This window comes from Caballeronia sp. LZ065, from assembly GCF_031450975.1.
Lineage (GTDB): Bacteria > Pseudomonadota > Gammaproteobacteria > Burkholderiales > Burkholderiaceae > Caballeronia.
Genome location: NZ_JARUXV010000001.1, coordinates 1,061,045 through 1,079,491 on the forward strand (window position 1 = coordinate 1,061,045; position 18,447 = coordinate 1,079,491).

At 62.5% G+C, this 18,447-nt stretch carries 15 protein-coding genes and 3 tRNA genes; 7 read left to right on the forward strand and 11 right to left on the reverse strand.

What is annotated here, in order from left to right; all coding sequences use genetic code 11:
* Positions 1-5: 5 nt before the first annotated feature.
* The 3 genes from hemW to rph are packed head-to-tail and all read right to left on the reverse strand — an operon-like array spanning position 6 to position 2,606.
* Positions 6-1,229: a radical SAM family heme chaperone HemW gene (gene hemW, locus QCE63_RS04985; RefSeq protein ID WP_309831105.1), complete on the reverse strand. Its 1,224-nt coding sequence runs from the start codon at positions 1,227-1,229 to the stop codon at positions 6-8.
* Positions 1,226-1,855, reverse strand: a complete 630-nt coding sequence (gene rdgB / locus QCE63_RS04990) for an RdgB/HAM1 family non-canonical purine NTP pyrophosphatase (protein WP_309831107.1) — start codon at positions 1,853-1,855, stop codon at positions 1,226-1,228. Before rdgB ends, hemW begins: the two co-directional genes overlap by 4 nt.
* Positions 1,848-2,606 carry a ribonuclease PH gene (rph, locus tag QCE63_RS04995; RefSeq protein WP_404984113.1) on the reverse strand — a complete coding sequence of 253 codons (759 nt, stop codon included), beginning with the start codon at positions 2,604-2,606 and terminating at the stop codon, positions 1,848-1,850. Before rph ends, rdgB begins: the two co-directional genes overlap by 8 nt.
* 289 nt (positions 2,607-2,895) lie before the next feature.
* On the opposite strand from rph, the gene QCE63_RS05000 reads away from it, so the two are divergent.
* The 5 genes from QCE63_RS05000 to QCE63_RS05020 all read left to right on the forward strand — a co-directional run bounded on the left by QCE63_RS05000 (position 2,896) and on the right by QCE63_RS05020 (position 7,836).
* Entirely contained in the window at positions 2,896-3,840 is a 945-nt protein-coding gene (locus QCE63_RS05000) for a YicC/YloC family endoribonuclease (RefSeq protein ID WP_309831110.1), read from the forward strand.
* A 9-nt stretch (positions 3,841-3,849) separates the two neighbouring features.
* Positions 3,850-4,527: a guanylate kinase gene (gene gmk, locus QCE63_RS05005; protein ID WP_309831112.1), complete on the forward strand. Its 678-nt coding sequence runs from the start codon at positions 3,850-3,852 to the stop codon at positions 4,525-4,527.
* Between the two features lie 69 nt (positions 4,528-4,596).
* A complete protein-coding gene (gene rpoZ, locus QCE63_RS05010) occupies positions 4,597-4,800 on the forward strand; it encodes a DNA-directed RNA polymerase subunit omega (protein WP_050456014.1) in 204 nt (67 codons plus the stop codon).
* Positions 4,801-4,890: 90 nt separating this feature from the next.
* On the forward strand, positions 4,891-7,284 hold the full coding sequence (locus QCE63_RS05015) for a bifunctional (p)ppGpp synthetase/guanosine-3',5'-bis(diphosphate) 3'-pyrophosphohydrolase (protein ID WP_309831114.1): 2,394 nt from the start codon (positions 4,891-4,893) through the stop codon (positions 7,282-7,284).
* Positions 7,285-7,344: 60 nt separating this feature from the next.
* Complete coding sequence (locus QCE63_RS05020; protein WP_309831116.1) at positions 7,345-7,836, forward strand: phage protein NinX family protein; 492 nt, start codon at positions 7,345-7,347, stop codon at positions 7,834-7,836.
* 95 nt (positions 7,837-7,931) lie between these two features.
* Here QCE63_RS05020 and QCE63_RS05025 read toward each other — a convergent pair.
* Together QCE63_RS05025 and QCE63_RS05030 are read right to left on the reverse strand one after the other, a co-directional pair.
* A tRNA-Arg gene (locus QCE63_RS05025) sits at positions 7,932-8,008 on the reverse strand.
* Positions 8,009-8,113: 105 nt separating this feature from the next.
* Positions 8,114-8,190, reverse strand: a tRNA-Arg gene (locus QCE63_RS05030).
* Positions 8,191-8,339: 149 nt separating this feature from the next.
* Here QCE63_RS05030 and greB point away from each other — a divergent pair.
* On the forward strand, positions 8,340-8,891 hold the full coding sequence (greB, locus tag QCE63_RS05035) for a transcription elongation factor GreB (RefSeq protein ID WP_309831119.1): 552 nt from the start codon (positions 8,340-8,342) through the stop codon (positions 8,889-8,891).
* Between the two features lie 106 nt (positions 8,892-8,997).
* On the opposite strand, the gene QCE63_RS05040 is transcribed toward greB, so the two are convergent.
* On the reverse strand, positions 8,998-10,155 hold the full coding sequence (locus QCE63_RS05040; protein ID WP_309831121.1) for a porin: 1,158 nt from the start codon (positions 10,153-10,155) through the stop codon (positions 8,998-9,000).
* Between the two features lie 1,364 nt (positions 10,156-11,519).
* On the opposite strand from QCE63_RS05040, the gene QCE63_RS05045 reads away from it, so the two are divergent.
* The gene (locus tag QCE63_RS05045) at positions 11,520-12,662 is read left to right on the forward strand and encodes an exonuclease domain-containing protein (protein WP_404990114.1); all 1,143 of its coding nucleotides are present in this window, start codon (positions 11,520-11,522) and stop codon (positions 12,660-12,662) included.
* 7 nt (positions 12,663-12,669) lie between these two features.
* Here the strand turns inward: QCE63_RS05045 and QCE63_RS05050 are convergent, their stop codons facing one another.
* The 5 genes from QCE63_RS05050 to pepN all read right to left on the reverse strand — a co-directional run bounded on the left by QCE63_RS05050 (position 12,670) and on the right by pepN (position 18,362).
* Positions 12,670-13,272, reverse strand: a complete 603-nt coding sequence (locus QCE63_RS05050) for a chorismate mutase (RefSeq protein ID WP_309831124.1) — start codon at positions 13,270-13,272, stop codon at positions 12,670-12,672.
* 223 nt (positions 13,273-13,495) lie between these two features.
* A complete protein-coding gene (locus QCE63_RS05055; RefSeq protein WP_309831126.1) occupies positions 13,496-13,645 on the reverse strand; it encodes a hypothetical protein in 150 nt (49 codons plus the stop codon).
* Between the two features lie 659 nt (positions 13,646-14,304).
* A tRNA-Thr gene (locus QCE63_RS05060) sits at positions 14,305-14,380 on the reverse strand.
* A 53-nt stretch (positions 14,381-14,433) separates the two neighbouring features.
* A complete protein-coding gene (locus QCE63_RS05065) occupies positions 14,434-15,453 on the reverse strand; it encodes a class 1 fructose-bisphosphatase (RefSeq protein ID WP_309831128.1) in 1,020 nt (339 codons plus the stop codon).
* Between the two features lie 185 nt (positions 15,454-15,638).
* A complete protein-coding gene (gene pepN / locus QCE63_RS05070; protein WP_309831130.1) occupies positions 15,639-18,362 on the reverse strand; it encodes an aminopeptidase N in 2,724 nt (907 codons plus the stop codon).
* Positions 18,363-18,447: the final 85 nt, after the last annotated feature.

Sequence of the window (18,447 nt, forward strand, 5' to 3'; positions counted from 1 at the left end):
CGCGCTCAATTGTGCGGATCCTTCAAGAACATCTCCTGGAGATCGTTGAGGAAGCGCTGGCCGAGCTCGGTCGGCGCAATGCGCTCCGGGGTGCGCGTGATGAGTCCGCGCTGTTCCGCGCGCTGAAGCGCGGGCTCGATCGCGGACAGCGACAAGCCGGTGCGCTCCACGAAGGCATGCACCGGGAAGCCTTCCACGAGCCGCAGCGTGTTCAGCATGAACTCGAAGGGCAGATCGCGCGGACCGACTTCGCGTTCTTCCTGCACCGGAGTTTCAGTGGGCGAAAGCGCGTGATCCATGTAGCTCGCCGGATGCTTGAAACGCGCCTGCCGCAGGATTCGCGACGGAAACGACAGCTTCGTATGCGCGCCCGCGCCGATGCCCAGGTAATCGCCGAAGCGCCAGTAGTTCAGGTTGTGACGGCTCTGCCGATGCGGCTTCGCATACGCCGATACCTCATAGCGCCCGTAGCCCGCCTCGTGCGTGCGCTCGTGAATCCACTCCTGCATGTCGGCGGAGGCATCGTCGTCGGGCAGCGTGGGCGGATACTTCGCGAAGACCGTGTTCGGCTCCATCGTCAGGTGATACAGCGAGAGATGCGGCGGCGCGAACGCCAGCGCCGTCTCGATGTCGTGCCGGCATTCGTCGAGCGACTGCTGCGGCAGTGCGAACATCAGGTCGAGGTTGAAGTTGTCGAAGTGCCGCGCGGCGATCTCCACGGCCTGGCGCGCCTGGCCTGCATCGTGGATGCGGCCGAGCGCCTTCAGATGCGCCTCGTTGAAGCTCTGGATGCCGATCGACAGCCGGTTCACGCCGCTCGCGCGGAACGATGCGAACTTTGCCGCTTCGAACGTGCCGGGGTTGGCTTCGAGCGTGATCTCGGCGTCGGCATCGACGGGCAACAGCGCGCGCACGTCCGAGAGCAGCCGGTCGAGACCGTGCGCCGACAGCAGCGAAGGCGTGCCCCCGCCGATGAAGATCGTATGCACCTGCCGTCCCCACACGAGCGGCAGCGCGCTTTCGAGATCGGCGCGGAGTGAGTCGAGATAACGGTCTTCGGGAAAGCTGTCGCCCTTCCACTCATGCGAGTTGAAATCGCAGTACGGGCACTTGCGCACGCACCACGGGAAATGCACATATAGCGCGAGCGGCGGCAACGACGTCAGGCGGATGCTGCCCGGCGACGTGAACGTCTGCACCACGTTGATGGTCTTCGGTCCCGCGCTCACGCCAGTTCCTTCAGTCGCTGCAGCAGGTCGCGCAGCGCGAGCGCCCGGTGGCTCAGCGCGTTCTTGCGGGCGGGATCGAGTTCGGCAGCGCTGGCGTGCAGCGCAGGCAGGAAGAAGTACGGGTCATAGCCGAAGCCATGCGCGCCGCGCGGTTCGTCGAGCACTTCGCCGTGCCAGCGGCCTTCCGCGATCAGCGGTTCGGGGTCTTCCGCATGACGCACCAGCACCAGCACGCAGAAGTAATACGCGCGACGGTCCGCCACACCGGCGAGATCCGCGACCAGCCGTGCGTTGTTCGCCGCGTCGCTTTTCTCCCCGCCGGCCAGCGACGCATAGCGCGCCGAATACACGCCCGGCGCGCCCTGCAACGCGCGCACGCACAGGCCGGAGTCGTCGGCGAGCGCGGGCAGGCCCGTCAGCGCCGACGCATGGCGCGCCTTCGCCAGCGCATTCTCGACGAAGGTGACGTGCGGTTCGGGCGCTTCGGGCACGCCGAGTTCGCCCTGCGCGATCAGTTCGATGCCCGCCGCCTCCAGCAGCGCCGCGAACTCACGCAGCTTGCCCGCATTGTTCGAGGCGAGCACGACACGGCCCGGCGCCGCCCCGGATGCAAACGAATCAGACACCGCGAATCCCCAGTGCTTCCTTCTGCTTCAGCACGAGCGCCTTGATGCCGCTGTCGGCGAGCGCGATCAGCTCGTTCATCTCTTCGCGCGAGAACGGCGCGCCTTCCGCCGTGCCCTGGACTTCGACGAATCCGCCCGAGCCCGTCATCACGACGTTCATGTCGGTATCGCACTGGGAGTCTTCGTCGTAGTCGAGATCGAGCACCGGCGAGCCTTCGAAGATACCCACCGAGATCGCCGCGACGAAGTCCTTCACCGGCGACTTCGCGATCTTGCCCGCGGCCAGCAGCTTGCTCGTGGCGTCGTAGGCCGCGACGAACGCGCCCGTGATGGACGCCGTGCGCGTGCCGCCGTCGGCCTGGATCACGTCGCAGTCGAGATGCAGCGTGCGCGCGCCGAGCGCGTTCAAATCGAATACCGAACGCAGCGCCCGGCCAATCAGACGCTGGATCTCCTGAGTGCGGCCGGTCTGCTTGCCGCGCGCGGCTTCGCGGTCGCTGCGGGTGTGCGTGGCGCGCGGCAGCATGCCGTATTCCGCGGTGAGCCAGCCCTGTTCGCGGCCGCGCAGGAATTCGGGCACACGCTCGGCGATGCTGGCCGTGCAGATCACCTTGGTATCGCCGAATTCGACGAGCACCGAACCTTCCGCGTGCTTCGTGTAGTTCCGCGTGATGCGCACGTCGCGCAACTGGTTCGCGCGGCGGCCGCTCGGACGCGGGGGAGAAGGTTTCAGCAGGGGAGAGTCGGTCATGAGGATCGAGTGGTGAGAGTGAACGCGCGCGCGTCTGGCAGAGAACGCTTGCAGGACAGCCGTGAGACGTCGCGCAGCAAGGCTGGATTTTATCGCCAAACCCCGCAGGGCGTCGTGCGGGCCTCGTCTGACCGACCCCCGCTATCGGCGGCCCGCACGGCAAAAATGGGATAATGCCGGTTCCTCGCCCGGCGGTCACACACGCGCCACTCCAAGGGGCTTCCAGGAGCGCCGGGCGCTTCGTATCGAAATGGCCTTCGCAACGAAGGTCTCAATCGCGAGACGTACCATGATCTACAGCATGACTGGCTATGCCAGCGCGACGCGCGAAGTCGTCGCGGATGGCGCGGGACCCAATGGCGCGGGCGGTTCGGGCGTCGGGGTCTCAGTGGAATTGCGCACGGTGAACTCGCGCTTTCTCGACCTCAATTTCCGTATGCCGGAAGACGTGCGCGCCACCGAGCCGCAATTGCGCGAAATGCTGATGAACAAGCTCTCGCGCGGCAAGGTCGATATCCGCATCAACCTGAATCGGGTCGAACAGACGGCCAACGCCGGCGCGCTCAATCGCGACGCGCTCAGCCAGCTCGCCACGCTCGAGCGCGCCGTGCTCGACATCTTTCCCGACGCCGAACGCATGCGTACCGGCGAAATCCTGCGCTGGCCCGGCGTGCTCGCGGAAAGCTCGGTATCGCAGGAAACGCTGCGGGAAGCGGTGCTGGCGTGCGGCAAGCAGGCCATTGGCGATCTCATCGAAGTGCGCGGCCGCGAAGGCGCCGCGCTCGGCAACGTGCTGCTCAACAGCGTGACGGAGATGGAAGCGATCGTCGCGCGCATCACGCCGCTCGTGCCCGAACTGATCGCGCGGCATCAGCACAAGATCGTCGAGCGCTTGCAGGATGCGCTCGGCATCGCCACCGCCGACGGCGCCTCCGCCGCCAGCGTGCCGCGCGAGGAAGTCGCCGAACGCATTCGCCAGGAAGTGACCATCTACGGCATCCGTATCGACATCGCCGAGGAATTGCAGCGTCTCACCGCGCATCTGACCGAGACGCGCCATGTGCTGCAAAAAGGCGGCAAGGTCGGCAAGCGTCTCGACTTCATGATGCAGGAACTCAACCGCGAAGCGAACACGCTCGGTTCGAAGGCCGCCGCGAAGGAACTCGCCGACGCCTCGATGACGCTCAAGCTGCTCATCGAACAAATGCGCGAGCAAGTACAGAATCTGGAGTAACGCACCATCATGTCGATCCCCGCACCGCACCGCTCGCACAGCCATTACACCGGCATTTATCCGGGCAACCTGTTCATGGTCGTCGCGCCGTCGGGCGCCGGCAAGTCCACGCTCGTGAACGCGCTGCTCGCCGAAGATCCGGCCATCCTGCTGTCGGTTTCCTACACGACGCGTGAAGCGCGTTCGAAGGAAACCAACGGCGTGCAGTATCACTTCGTGTCCGTCGATGAATTCATGGAGCGGCGCGAGCGCGGCGAGTTTCTCGAAAGCGCCGAAGTGCACGGCAACTACTACGCCACCTCCAAGGTGTGGATCGCCGACCAGATGAAGATGGGCCACGACGTGCTCCTCGAAATCGACTGGCAGGGCGCGCAACAGGTGAAGAAGCAGTTCCGCAATGCGGTGGAGATTTTCATCCTGCCGCCCTCGCTGGATGCGCTCGAAGACCGCCTCAAGAAACGCGGCCAGGATTCCGAAAAGGTGATCGTGCGCCGTCTGCTTGCAGCCGGCAGCGAGATGGCGCATGCGTCGGAAGCGGAGTACGTGGTCATCAACGAGAATTTCGACCGCGCGCTCACCGAGTTGCGTTGCCTCGTCGCCGCGACGCGCCTGCGCTTCACGTCGCAATACGCCCGCAATACGCAGCTCTTCGTGGATCTCGGCATCCATTCCACGCCGCAATCATGACCACCGCGGTGGCCGGGTCATATCGGTCACATAAGGTAGAATAAAGTTCATATCGAGAAGGAAACCAACATGGCCCGTATCACCGTCGAAGACTGCCTGAAACAAATCCCGAACCGCTTCGAGCTCGCACTCGCTGCAACCTATCGCGCTCGCCAGTTGGCGCAAGGCCATACGCCGAAGATCGAAAGCCGCGACAAGCCCACCGTCGTCGCACTGCGTGAAATCGCATCGGGGCAAGTGGGCATCGAAATGCTGAAGAAGGTGCCCGTCTGAGGACTTGAAGCAAGCAGGGAACCGGCGTCGGTTCCCTGAGTTCCATCTGCAACCCGCAATCTGCCGAATCACATCACCACGGAGGCGATCATGAGTCAGACACCGCTGCCCGTCTCCGCCGCCGTGGACCCCGATCTCGACACCGACGCCGACCCCTTGCTCGACGCCGACAAGCCGCATGCGGCGCGCAGGTACATCGACGCCGTTCTCGAACAATCCTTCCGCCATCTGTTCGGCCCGACCGCCACGCCCGAACAGCCGCGCAAGCATGACGTCGTTTCCATCGCGAAACTGACGAATGCGCTCTCCGGCTACATCACGGCCGAAGAGATCAAGGAAGTCAAGCAAGCCTTCCATTTCAGCGACGAGGCGCATCTCGGGCAGTATCGCCAAAGCGGCGAGCCGTACATCACGCATCCCGTGGCGGTCGCGGAAATTTGCGCGAGCTGGAAGCTGGACGCGCAATCGATCATGGCGGCGCTCCTGCACGACGTGATCGAAGATCAGGGCGTGACCAAGACGGAGATTGCGGAGCGCTTCGGCGCGAAGGTCGCGGAACTGGTCGACGGCTTGTCCAAGCTGGACAAGATGGAATTCCGCAATCGCGAGGAAGCGCAGGCGGAGAACTTCCGCAAGATGCTGCTCGCGATGGCGCGCGACGTACGCGTCATTCTCGTGAAGCTGGCCGACCGCCTGCACAACATGCGCACGCTGGGCGCGGTGCCGCCGGAGAAACGCCGGCGCGTGGCGCGCGAGACGCTGGACATCTACGCGCCCATTGCGCACCGGCTCGGTCTGAACAATACCTATCGCGAGCTGCAGGATCTCTCGTTCGCGAACTTCAATCCGACCCGCTACGCCACGCTCGAAAAAGCGGTGAAGGCGGCGCGCGGCAACCGGCGCGAAGTGGTCGGCAAGATTCTCGAAGCGGTGCAGCGCACCATCGCGGACGCCAAGATCAACGCGGAAGTCACCGGCCGCGAGAAAACGATCTACAGCATCTACAAGAAGATGCGCGACAAGCAGTTGTCGTTTTCGCAAGTGCTCGACGTGTATGGCTTTCGCGTGGTCGTGGAGAGCGCCCTCGAATGCTATACGTGCATTGGCGCGCTGCATGCGCTCTACAAGCCGGTGCCGGGCAAGTTCAAGGACTACATCGCGATCCCGAAGGTCAACGGCTATCAGTCCTTGCATACCACGCTGGTCGGTCCGTTTGGCGCGCCCATCGAGTTCCAGATCCGCACGCGCAAGATGCACGAGATCGCCGAAGCCGGCGTTGCGGCGCACTGGCTGTACAAGAACGGCGGCGCCGACCTGAACGACGTGCAGAAACGCGCGCATCAATGGCTCAAGTCGCTGCTGGACATCCAGAGCGAAGCGGGCGATTCGAGCGAATTCCTCGAACACGTCAAGATCGACCTGTTCCCGGACGCCGTCTACGTCTTCACGCCGAAGTCGCGCATCATGCCGTTACCGCGCGGCGCCACCGCGCTCGACTTCGCGTATTCCATTCACAGCGACCTCGGCAACCAGTGCGTCGCGGTGAAGATCAACAACGAGCTCCTGCCGTTGCGCACGGAGCTGAAGAGCGGCGATATCGTCGAGGTGATCACCGCGCCGTATTCGAAGCCGAATCCGGCGTGGCTCGGCTTCGTGCGTACCGGCAAGGCGCGCTCGGCCATTCGTCACTATTTGAAGACGATGCGCCTGAACGAGTCCGTTCAACTGGGTGAGCGCCTCGTCGATCAAAGTCTCAAGGGCTACGGCCTCGCGCTGTCGGACGTCACGCCGGAAGTCTGGGAAAAGCTCGTGCTCTGGACCGGCAACAAGACGCGCCAGGAAATCTTCGCGGATATCGGCCTCGGACGTCGCGTGGCCGCGGTGATGGCCAAGCGCATCGAGGTGCTGATGAACGGCCTCGACGACGACGAGCATCCGCATCGCGACCATCACAACACCAATACCGCGCCGCCGGTGGTCATCACGGGCACGGAAGGCATGTCGGTGCAGTTGTCGCCGTGCTGCCGCCCGATTCCCGGCGACGACATCATGGGCTACATCGGCATCGGCCTCGGCATGGCGATCCACACCACCGATTGCCGTGTCGCGCAGCGCATTCATCGGCGCGATCCGGGTCGCTGGATCGACGTCGCCTGGGCGCCGCAGCCGGGCCGCCTGTTCGACGTCGCCGTCAAAGTGCTGGTGAAGAACACCAAAGGCGTATTCGCGCGCGTCGCGGCCGACATCACGTCGGCGGACGCGAACATCGTGCACATCGCGATGGACGAAGACGTGTCGCAGGAAGCCAAACTGCTGCGCTTCGTGATCCAGGTCAGCGACCGTGTGCATCTGGCGAACGTGATGCGCCGCGTGCGAACCAATCACGACGTCATGCGGATCGCGCGCGAACGCCCGAGCGACGAGCCGCATCATCGCAATCAGGACGGCGGCATGCGCATCGACCGGGAACGCGCCGACTACTGATCCCGGCGCGGGAATGCGGCGTGCATGCTCCGTCCGTCATCGACAGGAGAGAACGCCGCAATGAACACATCCGATCTCGAAGGCGCCACGCTCGACTACTGGGTCGCGCGCGGGCTGCACGAATTCGTTCGGGAAATCCACTTTACCGATAGCGGCGAGACGCTTTCCATCCGCGGTAACGATCGCGGACGGCCTTGGGACGGGCGCTTTCTGCCGTCGACGTCATGGGAAGCCGCCTCCGTGGTGCTGGAGCGCGCCTGCAAGCTCGAGATGCACGACCACGGGCGCGGCGAAGTGGTCTGCAGCGTGAGCTTCGGCAAGGACGGCGACAGCGTGGAAGGGCGCGGAGAGTCGTTGCGCATCGCGTTGCTGCGCGCGTTCGTACGGCAGGCGTTCGGCGATACCGTGGATGACGAATTCATGCGCCGCCCGCAATCGTTGCTGGGGACGCGTGCGGAGGCGATCGGCGAGTCGAGCGCGGTGGTGTCGGTGGAAGACGTGCCAGCGCCTGAGAAGCATATCGGCGATATCGGTTCAAGTCCGCGCGGGTGAATGCACGGTCCGATTGCACGGTCCGACGCGGGCGCGTGCACGCTGACAGCTGACAAAAGAAAAAAGGGCCTTCCGTCTGGAAGGCCCTCTTTAGATGGTGCGGCTGGCAGGATTCGAACCCACGACCCCTTGGTTCGTAGCCAAGTACTCTATCCAACTGAGCTACAGCCGCACGCAAAACGGTACTGCTTAATGTGACTTCAATGCGCTTATGGTCAAGCGCGCGATGCGATCATCTTATGGCGCGACCGCCAATGACGAAGACATCAGGAAAAAGTGGTGCGGCTGGCAGGATTCGAACCCACGACCCCTTGGTTCGTAGCCAAGTACTCTATCCAACTGAGCTACAGCCGCACGCAGAAGCGGAATTATAGCCAAGCTAGTCCAGAAATGGAAGGCTTATAGGGCAAATTCCCGGTTTTCTTCGTATGACATGCATGTTCCGCATGGTAAGTTGATGTTTTGAAAGCGTGTCATCTCGCAACCGGATCTGGATTCGCATCATGAACAAGGCATTTGTCAAAGAGTCGGACGACAGCGACGACGATCTCGAAACCGCCCACCCGGACGTCCCGGCAGGCACGAAGAACTACATCACGCCGCAAGGGCATCAGCGCCTGCGTGACGAGCTCCTGCAACTGCTCGACAACGAACGTCCGGAGGTGGTCAAGCTGGTGTCGTGGGCGGCGTCGAACGGCGATCGTTCGGAGAACGGCGACTATATCTACGGCAAGCGGCGTCTGCGCGAGATCGACCGGCGCATCCGTTTCCTGACGAAGCGGCTGGACAAGGCGGAGGTGGTGGACAGCAGCAAGCAGGAGAACGTCGATCAGGTCTTCTTCGGCGCGACCGTCGACTACGCGGGCGAAGATGGCGAGGTGAAGACGGTCACGATTGCCGGCGTGGACGAGGTGGATCTCGAGCGCGGCTGGGTGAGCTGGATCTCGCCGATGGCGCGTGCGCTGCTGAAGGCGAAGATCGGCGATACGGTGGCGCTGCATACGCCCGCGGGCGTGCGGCAGATCGATATTCTCGACGTGCGCTATCCGCGCTGAGGCTGAGGCGTGTGAGCTGTCCAACCCGGGACGGCTTGCACGAACTGCAGGACGAAAAAAGCCGCTCCGAAGAGCGGCTTTTCTACAGCAGGACTGCCAGTGACGCTTAGAAGCGGTGACGCACGCCAACCGTTGCCGAAACCTGGTTCGACGACGACGACATACCGACGCCGTTGATCGTCGCGCCGATGGGCAGGCCATCGTCGTCGGTCATGTGCTGGTATTCGCCTTGGAGGTACACGTCCGTACGCTTCGACAGCGCGTAGGCCGTTTGCAGGCTGAACTGATGGAACTTCGGCTTTTCGCCGGCGATGCGGCTGTCCGTGTACGTGTACGCGCCTGCAACCGACAGAGCCGGCGTCAGGTTGTAACGGCCATTGACTTCGTAGTTCGTGAAGCGAACGTGGCTGTCGCCGAGGTTGATGTTGCCTGCGTTCGTCGCGACGTTGTTCAGCGACGTTGCGTTGTCCAGCATCGTCTGCGTGAACACGAAGCCGACCGTTGCCGGGCCGAACGCGTAGTTGATGCCACCGCCGAAGATGCGCTGACGGCCTGCCGTGAACGGCGAGTTGTCGTTGCCGACTGCACCAGCGATATTGTTCGTCGCCGAACCGACGTTGTTCAGTTGCATGTACGCGCCAGCAACGTTCAACGGACCGTAGTTGTACGATGCGCCGACGCTGTAAGCACGGTTATCCGCAAAGCCGCCTGCCTCGTTCGAGAAGCCGTACATCGCGCCCATCTTGAAGCCGGCGTAGTTGGCGCTCGTGTACTTGATCGAGTTGTTGACGCGGAACGTGTTGTCCAGGTTGTCGTTGTCGAACGGGTGGGCGAACTGCGTGCCGCCGTATTGCGTGCCGGTCAGAGCCAGCGGGCCGACGAAGTCGACGACGGAGTCATACTGACGGCCGAGCGTCACAGAGCCGAACTGCGTGCTCGACAGACCAACGAATGCCTGACGGCCGAACTCGCGACCACCTTGGCCGTTCGTGCCGTTCATGATGTTGAAGCCGTTTTCCAACGTGAAGATTGCCTTCAGGCCGCCGCCGAGGTCTTCAGCACCGCGCAGGCCCCAACGGCTGCCGTTCACCGAACCGCTCGTCGCCTTGAAATTGCTGTGGCCCGTGCCGCCGGCCGTCGTCACGTTGTTGTTCGTGTAGGTGATGCCGGCATCGATCAGGCCATACAGCGTGACGCTGCTTTGCGCATGGGCGGCGGAAGCAAAAACGCCCGTCAGGGCGGCGACCATGAGAGTCTTTTTCATCTTTGTAACTCCGAGAGCAGATTGGGCCCAAGACCCAGGCTTTGAGGAAACCTCGTTCCGGCGCGCTGCGAGAGGGCGCGGCCAGAAGAGCAATGCATCGGCAGCCAACACATTTGTTTCCTGACCAGACGAAGTGTAAAGAACCGTGTCATCTTGGGCATTGTTCGATTTCCGCAATAAACCATTCTCCCTCGCGCAATGATCTGAAATCTGCTTATTCCTGTTTATTAACAACGGTTTAAGTGCGAATGAAGTCGTAAGGGCTAAGGTGTCAATCGATTGGCGTTGCGCATGAACGACACATTTTGACGTTTAGAAGCAACAGGTTATTTCGGAAATCGGATTGTTGATAAATCTGAAAGAGAAGTTTGTGTTTTATGCAGGTAATTTGTGCGAGGGGCATCGCTATACTGAGTGCTCTGCTTTCCGAAGCAGACTTTTTCGTTGACGGAAAAAGATCTCCAAACTTTGTCAGCGCGACTTCCCAGTCGCGCTTTTTTTTGCGCCCCGGTTTGCGGTGCCCTCCGGGAGCGTGCGCTTTCGAAAAATCAGCAGAGCCTTGTCTAGACTGGCTGGACAAGAAGTTGGGTTTGGATGCAGGGCGATGCCGGTTGTCATCGAGACAAAATTCCCTATTGCGTTCTTATCGGCCCGGTCAAAGCTTCCTGTCGAAAAGTTCCTGAAAGTCAGTCGTAGTCAATGCAGTTCTCGCTCTTAATGGAGGATAAAAGGCGAGTAGTGACGTGCTCGGAGAATCTGGCAAGCGTGGCGAGCGCTCATACTTCGAATTCTTTCTCTACCAAGCGGTCGAGTATTCTCTTGTAATTCCCTCGTTACACGGTTTTGCCACTTTGTTTGAGTTCTGAAATAGATGCGGTGCCATTAAAAGCGATGAGTAAGACGCTTTGCGAAGCTGGCGCTGTAAATACTCCAGTTTGGATTTGAATTAACGGGCTTTAAAATCACCTGAATTACGCGGGTTTGGCGGCGCGTATCCCCCTTAGGGCAAGGCGCCAGCGAGGCCGAGCCTTGCCCCTACGAGCCCGCGCGCCACGCTGCCTCGGTGCGCGCTTCGGCTTCCTGGAGCTTACGAAGTCCCGCTTTCACTCGCTAACTAGTCGGTTTGATTGAGGGTTTGCCTCTATTGCCTGTTTAATTATGAAATGATGCTCGACGTTTTTATTTTTCGCCTTCGCGTTCGTCACGTCTCGATTGCGCCATGGCAAAACGCGGCGAACGCTTAATTGTTGAATGATCTGCCGGCGCGCCTGAGGACAAGCGATGCTCTGCGTTAGAATGAGCAATTCATCCTTATTACGCGCTTGCCCGGTTCTGTCAGGCGCGACGCTTTTCCGCCGTCCATGATGCACTCCGATTCATCCCGATTCACGCTCCCGGCCGAACCCATCGTCTTCGTCGATCTCGAGACGACCGGCGGTACCTTTGGCGTCGACCGCATTACCGAGATCGGCATTGTTGAAGTTGGCCCGCAGGGCGTCTCGCAGTGGACGTCGCTGGTCAATCCACAGCGGTCCATTCCCGCGTTCGTCCAGCAGCTGACCGGCATCAACGACGCGATGGTGCGCAACGCGCCCACGTTCGACCAACTGGCCGAGAACCTGCTCGAACGGATGAGCGGACGACTCTTCATCGCGCACAACGCCCATTTCGATCACAGTTTCCTCAAAGGCGAGTTCAAGCGCGTCGGACTTCGGTTCGTGCCGGACGTCCTTTGCACGGTGCAGCTGTCGCGGGCGGTGTATCCGTCTGAAAGTCGTCACGGTCTCGACGCACTCGTGCAGCGTCATGCGCTCGTGCCGTCGGCGCGCCACCGCGCGCTCGCCGACGCCGATCTGCTCTGGCAGTTCTGGCAACACCTGCATCGCGCACACGCGCCGGATGTCATGCAGGCGCATCTCGAGCGGGTGACGCGCCGGTTCCAGCTTGCAACGCACATCGACGAAGACACGATCGAGCGCATTCCCGCCGGCTGCGGTGCCTATGTGTTCCATGGCGACGACGACGCGCCGCTGTACGCCGGGCGAAGCGTACGTCTGCGGCAGCGCGTGCGCTCGCATCTGGTCGGACCGAAGCGCTCGGCGAAGGACTTGCGGCTGGCGTCGCTCGTGCGCCGTGTCGAATGGAAGGCGACGGGTGGCGAAATCGGTGCAATGCTTGCCGAGGCGCAGTGGATTGCGGCTTTGCGGCCGGCCCACAACCGTGTGCCGAAGGCGCGTTCCGGCGAAGCGCGTGGCGCGCCCTGGCCGTATCCGGGCGCGATTGCCGTCGAGGAACGCGACGCCGAGTCAGCACGACGCGTATGGCACGTTGTGGATCGGTGGCAATACCTTGGCTCCGCTGATTCGCTGGACGCGGCGGCTGCGCTGTCGGCGGGCATCGTGGCGCCTGGCTTCGAATTGACGACTCATCGCATCCTGAGCGAGCGACTCGCGCGCGGTCTGCCCGTGACGCCGCTCGACCGCCGTCCGCTCGCCGCCGCGTACTAGTCTTCGGTCAACCCACCGCGCCCAAACCGCCGCTTGCGCAGACATGCGACAGCGCGCGCTCGAGCGGCGCGTCCATCGCGGCGTCGTAGCGCGTCAGATGCTTCCATCGCGCGACGCTCTTTGCGAGCCGCACGGGGCAATCGTCGGTGTGACGAAGCGGTTCGACGTGCGCAAGCGCCGCGATCAGCGAGCGCGTGAGCTGATCGAGCTTCGGGCGCGTGTCCTTCGCGAGATCCGGCGGCGTGCCTTCCGGCGCGGCCTTGAGCTTGCGCCAGTTGGCGAACAGGGCGTTCTGGACGTCCTTGCTCGCCTCGATCTGATCGCGGAAGAAGGCGCGCGCAAACTCAGGATCGACCTGCGCGGCACGCGCTTTCTGTTCGACTTGCTTGAGCAGCGCTTCCTCGCGCGGCGCGTCGGTGATCGCATCGTGATGTGCCCACTTCCAGCGCGCGACCGGTTCCGCCAGCGCGAGACGCTGCGAAACCAGGGCGATGACGTTGGTGAAGGCGGACTCGTCGCCATCTGCGTGGGCGGATCCGGGTGCGGCAAGCGCAAGCGCGCAGGCGAAAGCGGCGGGAACGAGAAGGGAGAGGATTGAGCGACGGCGCATCGGCATGAACGAGCAAAAGCGCCAGAATAGCGTACCGCCGGCCGGGATCAACAATGAGGAAGAGGGGAGCGTCCTGAGCAGGCGAGCCGACATGCGCGACTCGCCCGTGAATCAACGACGGGTGTCAACCTGGCGCGCGCCGCGTCCGGACGCGAACGCCCGCTTGCACCGCACGCGGCGGGCAATCATTCCCACGACGACTGCTTGATCCAGTGCATCCTGCCTATTTCGACTGTGCAGCGTTGCGCTGCTCGTCGAAGAAAGCTCTGACATGCTCAGGCAATTCGGTCGCGAGAAATTCGACGGCTACCGGATCCTGATCCGGACACAGCACCTTGTCGGGCGTCGGGAGTTTTGTCGGTTTTGCGTCCATGGTCTCTCTCCTCGATGACTACACTCAATTGCGCCAACTTGATTGGTGCGGCTGTTGCGCCGCCGCACGCAAGCAGCAGGTCAAACTCAAAATCCTCTCAGAATGCGTTATCGGATGGCTGCCGATTCATCTTGAATCCAATCGATACGGCTAAAGCACAACGCATGATCGTTCGTGTTCCGAAGGGTGATGCATCGGTAATGCATACTCGCCCCTTATATGTGATATCGCAAAAACTGCGCCTTGCAAGCCTTGCGGGATCTCGCCGTCAGGCGCACGGCGCCTTGCTTGCCGATCCAGCAGGCTCAAACCATGTCCGACTGTAGCGTTTCCTCTATGGATATAACGATACCGGGAAACCTGCGTTGACGCTCAATGGTGCGAAGCGGAAAATAGTGTGTTGTTGTACGAAGCCGCACATAAAAAGCACATCAGACGCGCACTCGGACTGAACGTGAAATCGCGAAGGAAGATTCGGCGAAAGACACGAACGTGTCGAAGCGAGTCAATGGGATTAGATGAGATCGTGGCATAGGTGTGCGGTCTACGCATCCACCCACTTGTGGGGTACAAAAAGAGTGCGGATCGAATGCGAACGCATAAGGCAAAAGCCCCGCGTCACTTGCGTGAACGCGGGGCTTTTAACTGCTGAATCCTGATGGTGCCGGAAAGAGGAATCGAACCCCCGACCTTCGCATTACGAATGCGCTGCTCTACCGTCTGAGCTATTCCGGCATCAGAGAAACAAGATTATAGCGATCGCTTTCTCGAATTGGCAATAGCTCGAATCAAATTTTCTTTTCGTGATGGTAGCGCGTGACGCGATCCACTTCGCTCTTCGAGCCGAGGAACACCGCGACGCGCTGATGCAGGCTCGTCGGGACGATATCGAGAATGCGCTGCTCGCCGTTGGTCGCCGCGCCGCCCGCCTGCTCGACGATGAAGGCCATCGGATTGGCTTCATACATCAGGCGCAGCTTGCCGGGCTTGGACGGGTCGCGCTTGTCGGCCGGATACATGAAGATGCCGCCGCGGCTCAAAATACGGTGCACGTCCGCGACCATCGAGGCAATCCAGCGCATGTTGAAGTCTTCCTTGCGCGCGCCTTCCTTGCCGTCGGTCAGTTCGCCGACATAACGCTGCACCGGCTCATACCAGTGCCGGCTGTTCGATGCGTTGATCGCGTACTCGCGCGTCTCGACCGGAATCGTCATGTTGCGCTGCGTGAGCACCCACGAGCCGAGTTCGCGATCGAGCGTGAAGCAGTTCACGCCATGGCCGGTCGTCAGCACGAGCACGGTTTGCGGACCGTACACCGCATAGCCGGCCGCCACCTGTTGTGAGCCCGGCTGCATGAACGCCTGTTCGCCCGGTTCCACGCCGTCCGGGCAGCGCAGCACCGAAAAGATCGTGCCGATCGACACGTTCACGTCGATGTTGGAAGAGCCGTCGAGCGGATCGAAGGTCAGCAGATAGTTGCCCTTCGGATAGCGATTGGGGATCGGGAAGATCTTTTCCATTTCTTCCGATGCCATCGCGGCCAGATTGCCGCCCCATTCGTTGGCTTCGAGCAGGATTTCGTTCGACAGCACGTCGAGCTTCTTCTGCACTTCGCCCTGGACATTCTCGCTGCCGGCGGAGCCGAGCGCTTCGCCCAAGGCGCCCTTGCTCACGTGATAGCCGATCTGCTTGCAGGCCCGCGCCACGACTTCGAGCAGCAGACGCAGGTCGGCGGGCAGGTTCTGGTGTTCGCGCTGCTGCTCGATCAGATACTTCGTGAGCGTGGTACGGCTGGAAATGGAGGACATGCGAGGCTCCGTGAGCGTTAGACGAATATTTGCGATTCTAACCGCTCGACCCCGTGCCACCGTGTGACAAAGCCGGTGTGCATCGGCCAGACGAGCAAGGCCGCCGCGCGCCACGCTGCGCACGGCGGCCTCCAGCCGGTTACCGTCCATCACTCAGCGGCAGAAAAACCCAGAGTAAACAGCGCTCAAGCGGCGAGCGCCTTCTCCACGACCTCGCGCACATCGCGCGATTTCGCCTGCGCCGCCACCTCGCTCAGCGCGGCATGCATCTTCTCGCGCAATTGCGGCGTGAAGCGGCGCCACAACTCCAGCCCGCGCGCCAGACGCGCGGCGACCTGCGGATTGAGTGCGTCGAGGGCGATCACCTGTTCGGCCCAGAACGCGTAGCCAGAGCCATCGGGGGCATGGAACTGCGCCGGATTGCCGCTGCAGAAGCTGAAGATCAGCGAACGCGCGCGGTTCGGGTTCTTGAGCGTGAACGCCTGGTGCTGCATCAGCTTGCGCACGATCTCGATTACCTTCCGATCCGGCCCGCCGCGCTGCGTCGCCTGAAGCGCGAACCACTTGTCGATGACGAGCGCTTCCTTTTCGAAGCGGCGATAGAAGTCGGCCAGCGCGGCGTCGGCGACGGTTGCGTCCGCGCCGGGCGTCGCGCTCGCGAGCAGCAGGGCAGCGAGCGCGGCGGAGCGGTCGGTCATGTTGTTGGCGCTGTCGTACTGCGCCTGCGCGAGGCGGACGGCGTCGGCGGGATCGTCGAGCTGGCTCAGGTAGGCAAGGGCGAGGTTCCTCAGGCCGCGCTTGCCCGCGTCTTCCGGCAGCGGACGATACTCGCCGGGCGTGCGGTTCGCGTCATAGGTCGCGAGCCATTTGTCGCGCAGCTGCGCTGCCAGCCGACGGCTCATGAAAACACGCGCCGCGTGTACGGCGGCCGGGTCGGACACCGTCATCTGTTCGGCCAGATAGCTTTCCGAAGGCAGCATCAGCGCGAGTTCGCGGAAGGCCGGCGTGAGGGTCGTGTCGTCGAGCAGTTGGGCGAACGCCGCGATCACCGCATCGTCGATGGCCAGCGCCTCGCCCTGCGCCGCGCGCCCGGCGAGCGCCAGCAGTTCGCGGGTCGCGAGCCGCTGGCCGGCTTCCCAACGATTGAACGGGTCGCTGTCATGCGCGAGCAGGAAGGCGAGTTCCTCGTTCGTATAGTCGTATTCGACGATCACCGGCGCCGAGAAATTGCGCAGCAGCGAAGGCAGCGGCGCCTCGTTCACATCGACAAACGTAAAGGATTGTTCGCGCTGGGTGAATTCGAGCACGCGCGTCGTGCCGTTCGGCTCCTTCTCACCCTCGAGACGAAGCGGCAGATCGGCGCCATTGCGGCCGATCAGGCCCACCGAGAACGGAATCAGCAGCGGGCCCTTCTGGGTTTCGCGCGCGGCTTCGGACGCGTCGCCGTAGCCCTGTGTCAGCGACAGCGTATAGCGCTTGCCGGCGGCGTCGTACTGCGCGCGCACGGAGACGCGCGGCGTGCCCGCCTGGCTGTACCAGCGTTCGAACTGGGCGAGATCGCGATGGTTCGCGTCGGCCAACGCCTGACGGAAGTCGTCGCAGGTCACGGCCTGGCCGTCGAAACGCTTGAAATACAGGTCCATGCCGCGGCGGAAGCCGTCGCGCCCGAACAGCGTCTGGTACATCCGCACGACTTCCGAGCCTTTCTCGTAGACCGTCATCGTGTAGAAGTTGTTGATCTCGACGTAGCTCTCCGGACGCACCGGGTGGGCCATCGGGCCCGCGTCCTCGGCGAACTGCATCTGGCGCAGCACGCGCACGTCCTCGATGCGCTTGGTCGCGCGCGCCGCGGCGCTGGCCGCGCCGTCGGCGTCGCCGGCGGCCATGTCGGCGGAGAATTCCTGGTCGCGGAACACGGTCAGGCCTTCCTTCAGGCTCAACTGGAACCAGTCGCGGCAGGTCACGCGGTTGCCCGTCCAGTTGTGGAAGTATTCATGGCCGACCACGGCCTCGATGTTCGAGAAATCGGTGTCGGTGGCGGTTTCCGGATTGGCCAGCACGTACTTCGTGTTGAAGATGTTGAGGCCTTTGTTCTCCATCGCGCCCATGTTGAAGTCGCTCACCGCGACGATCATGAAGCGGTCCAGATCCAGTTCCAGTCCGAAACGCTTTTCGTCCCAGCGGATCGAGTGGATCAGCGAGTCCATTGCGTGACGGGTCTTGTCGAGGTCCTGCGGCTCGACCCAGACCTGCAACAGCTTCTCCTTCCCGGAGCCCGACTGGATGCGCTCCTCGATGCACACCAGCTTGCCGGCCACCAGCGCGAACAGGTAGCTTGGTTTCTTGAACGGATCTTCCCACTGCGCGAAATGGCGGCCGTCCGGCAGATCGCCCTCGGCGATCAGATTGCCGTTCGACAGCAACACCGGATACGCGGTCTTGTCGGCGCGTAGCGTGACGGTGTAGGTGGCCATCACGTCCGGACGGTCGAGGAAGTAGGTAATGCGGCGAAAGCCTTCGGCTTCGCACTGCGTGAAGAAGTTGCCGCTGGAGACATAAAGTCCGGAGAGCGTCGTGTTCTCAGCCGGATTGCAGATGCTCTCGATGCTAAGCTCGAAGGCATCGGACGGCAGGCCGCCAAGCGACAGTCCCGCCTCGTGAACCCGGGCATCCGCGTGCGGCCCACCGTTGACCGTCGCGCTGACGAATTCCAGTTGCTCGCCCATGAGTTCGAGCCGCGCGGCAGGCCCGGCGGCGGCAGCGTCGGGATTGCGCCGCAGCTTCATTGTGTTCCTGACCACGGTGCGCGACGGCACGAGATCGAACTCGAGCGCGACAGACTCGATCAGGAAGGCGGGTGGCGTATAGTCCTCGCGGCGGATCACTGCGGAAGCGGTCGTGGTAGACATGGCAGGGTCTTCAAGTTTGGATTGAACGGCGGCGCCGGCGTCCCGCATGCGAACGCAGAACGCACGAACGCGTGCGCGCCTGGTC